The organism is Micromonospora sp. NPDC050200 (assembly GCF_040656135.1).
Taxonomy (GTDB): Bacteria; Actinomycetota; Actinomycetes; order Mycobacteriales; family Micromonosporaceae; genus Micromonospora.
In genome coordinates, this window is record NZ_JBFALG010000015.1 from 103,469 (window position 1) to 114,503 (window position 11,035).

The window sequence follows — 11,035 nt, forward strand, 5'->3', positions numbered from 1 at the left end:
CCGTCGCCTCCTCCGCTCACTGCGCTCGTTCACGCCGGCGTGCCTTCCATCAGGGACCCCGCCATGACGAGGTCGAGCACGGTGTTCTCGTCCAGTTCGCCGGCCGGCGCCTCGCGCACCATCCGGCCCTCGCGCATGACCAGCACCCGGTCGGCCAGGCCGAGCACCTCGGGCACCTCGCTGGAGACCAGCAGCACCCCGACGCCCCGCGCGGCCAGGTCGCGGATCACCCGGTAGAGCTCGGCCCGGGCGCCGACGTCCACCCCGCGGGTGGGTTCGTCGAGCAGCAGCAGCCGGGTGTCGCCGAGCAGCCAGCGCCCGACCACCACCTTCTGCTGGTTGCCGCCGGAGAGGGTGCGTACCGGCCGGCGCACGTCCCGGGGGCGCAACTGGAGGCGGTCGGCGATCCGTTCCGCCTCGCCGCGCTCCCGCCCCGCGTCGGTGAACCCGAAGCGGGCGTACCGGCTGAAGGTGGCGAGGGTGACGTTGCGGTGGATCGGCTCGCCCAGCAGCAGCGCCTGGCTCTTGCGCTCCTCGGGCGCCATCCCCATGCCGGCCCGCACCGCCGCGCCGACGCTGCCCGGGCGCAGTGGTCGGCCGTCCACGCGGACGGTGCCGGTGTCCGCGCGGCGGGCGCCGAAGATGGTCTCCAGCAGCTCGGAACGGCCGGAGCCGACCAGGCCGGCGATGCCGACGATCTCGCCGGCCCGCACGGTGAGGGAGACGTCGGCGAACTCGCCGGCACGGCCGAGCCCGTCGACCCGCAGCAGCTCCGCGCCGGCGCCGGTCCCGGCCGGCCGGTCCGGGAAGACGTACTCGATGGTGCGGCCGGTCATCTTCGCGACCAGGTCACGGGTCGGGGTGCCGCGGGCCGGCAGGTTCGCCGCGGTGGTCCGGCCGTCCTTGAGTACGGTGACCCGGTCGCCGATCTCGCGGATCTCCTCCATCCGGTGCGAGATGTAGATGACCGCGATGCCCTGCGCGGTGAGCTCCCGGATGATCCGGAACAGGTTGCCCACCTCGTCGTGGGCCAGCACCGCGCTCGGTTCGTCCATGATGATCAGTCGCGCCTCGTGGGAGAGCGCCCGGGCCATGCTGACCACCTGCTTGCCGGCGGCCGGCAGGGCACGGACCATCCGGCCGGGCGGGATCTCGCCGTGGCCGAGCCGGGCCAGGATCTCCCGGGTCCGGCGGGCCATCTGCCCGCGCCGGACGAAACCGAGCCGGCGCGGCTCGTGGCCGAGGAAGGCGTTCTCCGCCACCGAGAGGTCCTCGACCAGGTCGAGTTCCTGGTAGATGGTGGCGATCCCGGCGCGCATGGCGGCCTGCGGGTCGGCGAAGGCGGCGGGCTGGCCGCGCCACTCGACGTGCCCCGAGTCCGGTCGGTGCACCCCGGCGAGCACCTTGATCAGGGTGGACTTGCCGGCGCCGTTCTGCCCGAGCAGGCAGTGCACCTCGCCGGCCCGCACCTCCAGCTGCACCCCGTCCAGCGCCCGTACGCCGGGGAAGGTCTTCACCACGTCGGTGAGGCGCAGGACCACCTCGCCCGCGACGGTGTCGGCGGGCGGGGTGACCAGCGGGGCCGTCCCGCCGGTGGCCGTCCCGGTCATGATGCCTCCCCGAAGGTGACGTCGCTGGCCAGCACCGCGGCCCCGGCGACCCCGGCGCGCGGACCCAGCTCGGACAGGACGACCGGCAGGTTGCCGGTTGCCAGCGGCAGCGACCGGCGGTAGACCACGCTGCGGATCTCGGCGAGCAGGATGTGGCCGAGCTGGGCCAGGCCGCCGCCGATCACGATCATCGAGGGGTTGGTGAAGCTGACCAGTCCGGCCAACACCTGGCCGACCCGCCGGCCGCCGTCGCGGATCAGCTGGATGCAGGCGACGTCCCCCTCGACCGCCCCCTCGGCGACGTCGCGGGCGGTGACCTCGCCCCGGGCCGCGAGCCGTTCGGCGAGCGCCGGGGAGGTGCCGGCCCGGGCGGCGGCGACAGCCTCGCGGCCCAGGGCCGCCCCGCTGAAGACCGCCTCCAGGCAGCCGACGTTCCCGCAGGAGCAGATCGCGCCGTGCGCGTCGACCTGGATGTGGCCGATGTCGCCGGCGCAGCCGTCGGTGCCCCGGTAGACCTCGCCGCTCAGGTAGATCCCGCAGCCGATTCCGGTGCCGATCTTGACGAACAGGAAGTCGTCGATCGAGTGGGCGACCCCGCCGTGCCGTTCCCCGATGGCCATGATGTTGACGTCGTTGTCGACCACCGCCGGGCAGCCGTGCTCCCGGGTGAGCAGCTCACGCACCGGGAACCGGTCCCAGCCGGGCATGATGGGCGGCGAGACGGGCACCCCGTCGCGGAAGCTCACCGGCCCGGGGACTCCGACGCCGACGCCGTCCAGCTTCTCGTACGCCCCGTCGACCCGGGCCTTGTGCAGCAGCTCGTTGACCCGCTGCAGGATCACCTTCGGGCCGGAGCGGATGTCGGCCGGCTCGGCGTACGCGGCGACCGGCTCCAGCCGGCCGTTGACCACCTCCACGTCGATCGAGCTGGCGCCGAGGTCGACGGCGGCGAAGCGCAGCCGGGGGTCCAGCTCGACCAGGGTGGACCGGCGCCCGCCCCGGGACGCGGCCAGCCCCGCCTCGGCCACCAGGCCGAGCCCGACCAGCCGCTCCAGCTCGGCCAGCAGCCGGGGCCGGGGCATCTGGAGGCGGTCGCCCAGCTCGGCCCGGGACGCCGGTCCCGCATCGCGGAGCAGCCGCAACAGCCGTACGTGCAGGGGGTCTTCCGTCCGCACGGGATCCACCTCCGCGTCGGGTTCACATCGATGGGACGTCGATGTGTCGTGTCCGACACAGTAGGAGGCTTCCGTGGCTCCTGTCCATAGCTTCGGTCGATCTGCCGCAAACTTTTGTCCTGCGTGACAAAAGATAGAAGTGGATCAAGAAAAGACCGACCCCGCCGCGCGGGCGCGGCGGGGTCGGTCTCGTGCCCTCGTCGGGGACTATCGCTCCCCGGCGGCGTTGCGCTTCTTCTTGAGCTTGCGGTCGTCGCGCAGCTCGACGTAGGGCTCCTTTTCTGGGGAGTGGCCGGCCGAGATGGCCCGGCCGCGCTCCAGCTCCGCGTCGAACTCGGCGCCCAGCAGGATGGCGATGTTGCTCAGCCAGAGCCATACCAGGAAGATGATCACGCCGGCCAGCGCGCCGTAGGTCTTGTTGTAGGACGCGAAGTTGCTGACGTAGAGGGCGAAGAGGCCGGAGATCACCAGCCAGATCACCACGGCCAGCACGCCGCCCGGGCTCACCCAGCGGAAACCGCCGTGCCGGGCGTTCGGCGAGGCCCAGTAGAGGATCGCGAACATCAGGCTGACCAGGAGCAGCAGCACCGGCCACTTGGCGATGTTCCACACCGTCACCGCGGTCGAGCCCAGCCCGATCGCGCTGCCGACCTGCTCGGCGAGACCGCCGGTGAAGACCACGATAACCGCGCTGGCCAGCAGCATCACACCGATCACGGCGGTCACCCCGAGCCGGATCGGCAAAGTCTTCCAGATCGGCCGCCCCTCCGGCACGTCGTAGATGGTGTTCGAGGCGCGCATGAAGGCGGCGATGTAGCCGGAGGCGGACCAGAAGGCCCCGAGCAGACCGATGATCGCGGCGATGCCGGCCAGCCCGCCCGACGCTCCCGCCTGCTCGATGGCCCCCTCGATGATCCGCCGGATGTTCTCCTCCGGCACCGCCTGGTGGACGGTGTCCCTGACCCCCTTGGTGGCCCGGTCACCGAGCAGACCGAGCAGGGAGATCAGCACCAGCAGCCCGGGGAAGATGGAGAGCACCCCGTAGTAGGTCAGCGCGGCGGCCCAGTCGGTGAGGCTGTCGTCCTGGAACTCCTTGACGGTCCGCTTCAGGGCCGCCTTCCAGCCGGAACCGGGCAGCTCCCTCGGGCTGCCCGGCCCTTCGTCGGGACCGGCCGGCCGGCGGCCACGGGTGCCGTGGCCCCCCGGCTCGCCCGTACGGGGCCGGGCCGGGGTGCCCTGGTCGTCGCGGTCGCGCCCGGCCCGCGCGGACGTGTCGTCGGAGGCCATCGCCCCTCCTCGCGGTCGGCGGATGCCCCCTCGACATGCCCCGGGAAGGCCGACCGTTAACCCCTCACCTGTACAGCAGGCCCACCATCCGCCGGGACGCCACGGCCAGCCCGAGCCCGGTCAGCGCCAGCAGGTAGAGCACGTCCAGCAGCCACAGCCAACCGGACCCGCCGACACAGATGTCGCGGACCAGGTGCACCGAGCGGTAGAGCGGGGTCACCTCCACCACCGCCCGCAGCAGCGCCGGATAGTCCTCGGCCGGCACGAAGGTGCCCGAGAAGAGGAAGAGGGTGAACTGCGCCGAGCCCATCAGGTCGAAGTCCTGCCAGCTGCGCATGAAGGTGGCCAGCGCCATGCCGACCGCGCCGAAGGTGAAGCCGATCAGCACCGCCGCCGGAAACGCCAGCACGGCGCGCCCGACGGAGGTCAGGCCCATCGCCACCATCACCGCGAGGAAGGCCGCCGAGTAGGCCGAGCCGCGCACCATCGCCCACCCCAGCTCCCCGAGCGCGATCTCGAAGGGCCGGACGGGGGTGGCGATGATCCCGTCGTAGAGCTTGAGGTACTTCATCTTGCCGAAGAAGTTGAACGTGGTCTCGGCGAGCGCCCCGGTCATCGCCGAGGCGGCGAGCATCGCCGGGGCGACGAACGCGGCGTACTCCACCGTCCGGCCGCTCGGCAGGGTGAACCCGTCGATCAGCCGGCCCACCCCGACCCCGATGGAGAAGAGGTAGAGCACCGGCTCGACGAACCCGGAGAGCAGCAGCAGCCAGTAGACCGACCTGAGCGCCGCCACGTTGCGCTCGACCACCGAGGCCGACCGGCGCGACGCGCCGGAGACGTCGAGCAGCCGGGGCAGGACGAGGGTGACCACGCGAGCCTCCTAGACCACGAGCCGGCGGCGGAAGAGCCGGGCGGCCAGCAGCCAGCCGCCCAGCGCCCAGGCCGCGAGATAGAGCAGGTGGCCGGCGACCGACCACTGCGGAGCCACGCCGAGCGTCGCCGCCCGGCACAGGTCGACGGCGTGCCAGAGCGGCGTCGCGTACGCCAGCCAGGGCAGCACGCCGGGCAGCGACTCGACCGGGAAGAAGATCCCGGCGAAGAGCGTCATCGGGATGACCGCGAAGCGGAACAGCATCGCCAACCAGCTGTCGCTGTCCACCGCGGCCGCGTAGGCGAAGGTCGGCGCGGCGACCGCCAGGCCGAGCAGCGCCACCACCGGCAGGGTGGCCACCGCCCAGCCCGACCGCAGTGCCCCGAACAGCGCCGTCACCAGCAGGAACGCGGCGCTGGCGGTGAGCACCCGGAACAGCACGAAGGCCAGGTGACCGGCGAGGATGTCGGGGATCCGCAGCGGAGCCGCGGTCTGCGCCGAGTAGGTCTTGATCCACTGGAAGTTGCTGAACACCGGCCACGTCGACTCGCCGATCGCCACCTGGAGCGCGGTCGAGGCCAGCAGCCCGGGCACGATCCAGTCGAGGTAGCGCACCCCGCCGACGCCCTGGTCGACGTACGCCCCCACGCCGAGGCCGAAGCCGGCCACGGTCAGCGTCGGCAGCAGGAAGGACGAGAAGACCCCGGCCCGCCAGGTGCGGCGGTAGCCGGTCAGGTAGTGCGCCAGCACCGCCAGCGCCGGCACCCTGGGCAACGCCGGCCGGGACCCTTGCGCCACGCTCACCCGGACCTCCCGTCACCCGCCGTCTCCGCCACGGCCTTCCTACTCCCGGGGTACGACAGGCCGCGGCAACCCTACGGCCGGCCGACCCTGGTGTCGCGCCGTTTACGCGACCCGGGCACGAGGGCCGGTCAGGCGGGGCGGGCCGTCCGGAGCAGCGCGAGCGCGGCGTAGCCCCAGAACAGCAGCCCGGCACCGGTGCCGACGACCAGGCCGGCCTGGACCGACGAAGCGAGCGCGACGACCAGCCCGGCCAGCGCGACCAGGCACAGCGCGACACCGAGCGGCACCAGCAGCCGGTCGCGCAGCACCGGGGCCAGCGGCACGAAGTGGAGGCCGACCACCGCGCAGACCAGGACCGGGACGAACTCGGACCACCCGAGTCCGGCCAGGACGAGGGCGCCGAGCGCGGCCAGGGAGAACTCGACGACGACGATGACCCCGTACCGGCGGTCGGCCGCCCGGTTCCCGGGAATGACGGCCGCCGCGCGCCGGGCCTTGACCACGACGACCGCGCCGAACAGCGCGGTCAGCAACGCCAGGCCGCTGCCCACCACCAGCGCGGTGCGCAGCGGCGGGTCCGTCGCCGGCACGCTGAACCAGATCGTCGCGAACACGCCCAGGTAGAGCGCGGTCAGCCCCGCCTGCCGTCTCCATCGCGCATCCATGGTGGGCTCCTCCCCGTCGACCGCCGATGTCGTGCAGCGGCCGGGCGCCGCCCCGCCCACGGCCGTCAGTCGACCAGGGTACGGCCGGTGAGGTGCAGGAAGACGTCCTCCAGGCTGCTGCGCCGGACCAGGACGCCGGCCGGCGTCAACCCGCGCGCCTCCACCTGGCCGACGGCGGCGTCCCCGTCGGTCACGTAGAGCAGGATCCGGTCGGGCAGCACCTCGACCCGCTCCCCCAGCCCGTCGAGCTTGCCCGCGAACGCCTCCTGCGAATCGGCCGCGAAGCGCAGCTCCACCACCTCCCGGGTGGAGTGCCGCTCGATCAGCGCCCGGGGCGAGCCCTCGGCGACGATCCGCCCGCCGTCCATCACCACCAGGCGGTCGCAGAGCTGCTCGGCCTCGTCCATGTAGTGGGTGGTCAGCACCAGGGTCACGCCCTGCTGCTTGAGCCGGAACAGCCGCTCCCAGACCAGGTGCCGGGCCTGCGGGTCGAGCCCGGTGGTCGGCTCGTCGAGCAACACGATCTCCGGCTCGTTGACCAGCGCGCGGGCGATGGTCAGCCGGCGCTTCATGCCCCCGGAGAGCGGCTCGACCTTGCTGTCGGCCCGCTCGGTGAGCTGCACGAAGTCGAGCAGCTCGGCGGCGCGCGCCCGGGCCACCGCGCGCGGGACGCCGAAGTAGCGGGCGTAGGTGGTGAGGTTTTCCCGGACGGTCAGCTCGGGGTCGAGATTGTCGAGCTGGGGGCAGACGCCGAGCCGCGCCCGGATCGCGGGGCCGTCGCGCACCGGGTCCATGCCGAGGATGCGCAGCTCACCCCCACCCGGCGGGGAGATGCAGCCGATCATGCGCATGGTGGAGGACTTGCCGGCGCCGTTGGGCCCGAGGAAGCCGAACGCCTCGCCGGGGCGCACCTCGACGTCGATGCCGTCGACGGCGGTGAAGTCGCCGAACCGCTTCACCAGCCCCCGCGCCTGGATGAGTGGTTGAGCAGTGGTCACCGGCCGACCCTACCGGCGGCCTCCGACAGCCTCGACGGATTTCCGTACCGGACACAAGGGGCGCGGATTGCGCGACGGAGAGTAGTTGACACTACGGACGGTCACCGGTAAGTACCCCTCCCCCTCGGCGGCCCGCAGGGCGACCGGAGGGGCGATGCCCCCCATATTGGACAGATTGCTGTCGAACGGGCCCCGACAACCACTGACTGTCAACCGTTCCGCCCCGGTGGTTGTTAAATCCTTCTCAATTCAGCTGCCTCTGCGTAATTAAAACCGGCCCCCATTACCGACCGCAATCATATTCGGCAATGTTCCATGGTGTACGTAATTCGCGTATCGTGCCCCCTCGTGTCGTCCGTACGCTCCTCCGACAGTCCCACCCCACAGTCGCCGCGGGCCGGCTCCACCGAGGCGGGAGCCACCGTGGAGGACGCTCCGGTGCCGCTTGCGCCCGAGCAACGGACGGGTACGCCGGCCGGTCCCGACGCGCCGGACACCCGGAAACTCGCCGCGCAATTCGAGGACGAGAAACCGGGCCGCCCACTCACCGGCCCGATCGGTGTTCTGGTCACCGGCACCACGCTGGCGATCGCGCTGCTGGCACTCGTCCAGGTCTTCCAACCGCTCCCGCAGGGCAGCAAGTACTACCTGATCATTTTCCTGGCCGGCGTGCTGCCGACGGTGTTCCTGGCGTACCCGGCGGACCTCGCGTTCCCGCGCCGGCCGCGACCCGCGCCGGCCCCCGGCGCCGGAGCCGACCAGGCCGAACCGGCCCGACGGGTCGCACCGGACCGGGCCGGGCCGACCCTGCCCGACCGGGTACTGGCCGGGGTGGCCCTGGTCAGCTGCCTCTACCCGGTGCTGCCGTTCACCGTCGGGGGCGGTGGCGGCGGGTACGACGCCTTCCTCGACCGGCAGGGCCTGCTCGTCGGGCTCGACGTGGCGATGGGCACCGTGCTGCTGCTCCTGCTGCTGGAGGCGTGCCGACGCACCACCGGCTGGATCCTGCCCGCCGTCTGCCTGCTGTTCCTGGCCTACGGCTACTACGGCGGGCTGCTGCCGCAGTCCTGGCCGGTGGCGCACGCCGGGCTCGACTTCGGCCAACTGGTGGACGCGTTCTACAACTCCGACAGCGGGTTCTACGGCACCCCGCTCGACGTCGCGGCCTCGTACATCGTGCTGTTCACCATCTACGGCGCGGTGCTGGACCTCTCCGGGGCGGGGCGGTTCTTCGTGGAACTCTCCGCCGCCGCGTTCCGGCGCTCCCGGACGGCTGCCGGGCGCACCGCGGTCGCCTCCGGCTTCCTGCTCGGCACCGTCTCCGGCTCGGGCGCCGCGACGACGGTCAGCATCGGCGCGGTCACCTGGCCGGTGCTGCGCCGGGCGGGCTACCCGGCCGAGCGCGCGGGCGGGATGCTCGCCGCCGCCGGCGTCGGGGCGATCCTCTCCCCGCCGACCCTCGGCGCGGCCGCCTTCATCATCGCCGAGTACCTGGGCGTGTCGTACCTCCAGGTGCTCGGCTGGGCGACCATCCCGACGGTGCTGTACTACCTCGGCATCCTGCTCTCCGTGGAGATCGACGCCCGGCGCTCGGGGGTACGCCCGGTGGTCATCGACACCGGCTCGCCCTGGCGGCTGCTGGGCCGCTTCGGCTACCACTTCCTGTCGCTGCTGGTGATCACCGGCCTGCTCGCCCTGGGCGTCTCGGCGACGAGGGCGGTGGTGGGCGCGACCGTGCTGGCCGCCGCGCTGTCCTTCCTGGACCGTCGGCACCGGCTCACTCCGGCCCGGCTGGTCGACGCGCTCGGCACCGGCGTGCGCGGCGTGCTCGCGGTCAGCGCGGTCTGCGCCGCGGCCGGCATCATCACGGCGACCACCACCAAGACCGGGCTCGGCCCGCAGGCGGCGGCGCTGCTGGTCTCCGGCGCGCAGGTGGTCGCCTCCGACCCGGCCGTGGTGCTGGCGCTCACCGCCCTGCTGGCCGCCGTCGCGCTCAGCCTGCTCGGGCTGGCCGTGCCGGTCACCGCCTCCTTCGTCATCGGCTGGGTGATCATCGGTCCGGCCCTGCTGGACCTGGGCGTCGCCGCGCCCGCCGCGGCGATGTTCGTCTTCTACTTCGCGGTCCTGTCCGAGGTCTCGCCGCCGACCGCGCTCGCCGCGGTGGCCGCCGCCGCGGTCACCGGCGGTCGGCTGGTGCCGACCATGTGGCAGACCCTGCGGTACGCCCTGCCGGCCTACCTGATCCCGATCGCCTTCGTGATCACCCCGACCGGTCTGGGGCTGCTCGGCATCGGCGGGCCGCAGCGGATCGCCGTGGCCGCGCTGGTCTCCGCGCTCGGCGTCGCCGTGCTGGCCGTGGCGGCGGGCGGCTGGCTGCCCGGCGTCGGCCGGGCCGGCGTACCGGAGCGGATCCTCGGCGCGCTCGCCGGGCTGACGCTGCTCTGGCTCGAACCCGTACCCGTCACGGTCGGCGCCGTCCTGGCCGCCGCCGTGGTGGCGGGTGTGTTCGTACGACGCGGCGCCGCCGGCCGGACCGGCGGGCCGTCGGCAACACCACCGGTGAACCATGGGGAGGAAGAACAGTGAGACGGATCAACGTGCGGATCGCCGCGGGAGTGGGGGCGCTGACCCTCGTCGCGGCGGGCGCCGCCGGTTGCGGGGGCAAACAGGGCGGCGCGACGAAGGACGACGCCGCCAGCGAGGTCACCTGCAAGGTCACCGACAGCACCCGGGTCGGCATCGCCACCGGCAACGCCACCGGCGTGTACTACGTCGTCGGCAACGCGCTCGCCGGCCAGCTCTCCGCGTCGACCGACGGCAAGCTGACCGGCACGGCCGCCGAGACGGGCGCCTCGGTGCAGAACATCGAGCAGCTGGTCGGCGGCCAGTACGACGTCGCCTTCTCGCTCTTCGACACCGCCGTCAACGCGGTGCAGGGCAAGGGCAACTTCACCTCCCCGCAGCCGGTGGAGGCGCTGGCCCGGATCTACGACAACTACACCCAGGTGGTCGTACGGGCCGACTCGGGCATCACCTCGGTCGCCGACATGAAGGGCAAGAAGATCTCCACCGGCTCCCCCAAGTCCGGCACCGAGGTCATCGCCAACCGGCTGCTCACCGCCGCCGGGCTCGACCCGGCCAAGGACGTCCAGGCGCAGCGGCTCGACCTGACCAAGACCGTCGAGGGGGTCAAGGACGGCAGCATCGACGGCTTCTTCTGGTCCGGCGGGGTGCCCACCGGCGGGGTCACCGACCTGTTCACCACCGCCGGAGACAAGGTGAAGTTCCTCGACATCACCCCGCTGCTGCCCAAGATGACCGAGCTGAACCCCGCGTACCAGGCCGGGACGATCCGCGCCGACGTCTACCGGACGGCGGCCGACACCCCGACCATCGTGGTGCCGAACGTGCTGCTGGTCCGCAAGGACCTCAACGCGAACGTCGCCTGCGCGATCACGCGGACCGTCTTCGAGAAGAAGGACGCCCTGGCCCAGGCCAACCCGGCCGCGAAGGGCATCAGCCTGGACAACGCCCGCAAGACCGACCCCGTACCGCTGCACCGCGGCGCGGCCAAGGCCCTGCAGGACCTCGGCGCGAGCTGACCCGCGGCGCCGGGTCCGGG

At 72.8% G+C, this 11,035-nt stretch carries 9 protein-coding genes; 2 read left to right on the forward strand and 7 right to left on the reverse strand.

Going from position 1 to position 11,035, the window contains the following annotated elements; all coding sequences use genetic code 11:
* Window positions 1–29: 29 nt before the first annotated feature.
* The 7 genes from AB0I41_RS13115 to AB0I41_RS13145 form a co-directional block, all read right to left on the reverse strand.
* Window positions 30–1,610, reverse strand: a complete 1,581-nt coding sequence (locus tag AB0I41_RS13115; RefSeq protein WP_357105892.1) for a sugar ABC transporter ATP-binding protein — start codon at window positions 1,608–1,610, stop codon at window positions 30–32.
* Complete coding sequence (locus tag AB0I41_RS13120; RefSeq protein ID WP_357105895.1) at window positions 1,607–2,785, reverse strand: ROK family protein; 1,179 nt, start codon at window positions 2,783–2,785, stop codon at window positions 1,607–1,609. Before AB0I41_RS13120 ends, AB0I41_RS13115 begins: the two co-directional genes overlap by 4 nt.
* A 207-nt stretch (window positions 2,786–2,992) precedes the next feature.
* Complete coding sequence (locus AB0I41_RS13125) at window positions 2,993–4,072, reverse strand: YihY/virulence factor BrkB family protein (protein ID WP_357105897.1); 1,080 nt, start codon at window positions 4,070–4,072, stop codon at window positions 2,993–2,995.
* A gap of 64 nt (window positions 4,073–4,136) precedes the next feature.
* Complete coding sequence (locus tag AB0I41_RS13130) at window positions 4,137–4,946, reverse strand: ABC transporter permease (RefSeq protein ID WP_357105899.1); 810 nt, start codon at window positions 4,944–4,946, stop codon at window positions 4,137–4,139.
* A 9-nt stretch (window positions 4,947–4,955) separates the two neighbouring features.
* Window positions 4,956–5,750 carry an ABC transporter permease gene (locus AB0I41_RS13135; protein WP_357105901.1) on the reverse strand — a complete coding sequence of 265 codons (795 nt, stop codon included), beginning with the start codon at window positions 5,748–5,750 and terminating at the stop codon, window positions 4,956–4,958.
* A gap of 128 nt (window positions 5,751–5,878) precedes the next feature.
* A complete protein-coding gene (locus AB0I41_RS13140) occupies window positions 5,879–6,415 on the reverse strand; it encodes a hypothetical protein (protein WP_357105903.1) in 537 nt (178 codons plus the stop codon).
* Window positions 6,416–6,480: 65 nt separating this feature from the next.
* Window positions 6,481–7,413 (reverse strand): ABC transporter ATP-binding protein, encoded by a 933-nt coding sequence (locus AB0I41_RS13145; RefSeq protein ID WP_357105906.1) that lies wholly within the window; start codon window positions 7,411–7,413, stop codon window positions 6,481–6,483.
* Window positions 7,414–7,851: 438 nt separating this feature from the next.
* Between AB0I41_RS13145 and AB0I41_RS13150 the strand changes: the two genes are divergently transcribed.
* Together AB0I41_RS13150 and AB0I41_RS13155 are read left to right on the forward strand one after the other, a co-directional pair.
* Complete coding sequence (locus AB0I41_RS13150; RefSeq protein WP_357105952.1) at window positions 7,852–9,999, forward strand: TRAP transporter fused permease subunit; 2,148 nt, start codon at window positions 7,852–7,854, stop codon at window positions 9,997–9,999.
* Window positions 9,996–11,015: a TAXI family TRAP transporter solute-binding subunit gene (locus tag AB0I41_RS13155; protein ID WP_357105909.1), complete on the forward strand. Its 1,020-nt coding sequence runs from the start codon at window positions 9,996–9,998 to the stop codon at window positions 11,013–11,015. Before AB0I41_RS13150 ends, AB0I41_RS13155 begins: the two co-directional genes overlap by 4 nt.
* The last annotated feature ends 20 nt before the right edge of the window (window positions 11,016–11,035 follow it).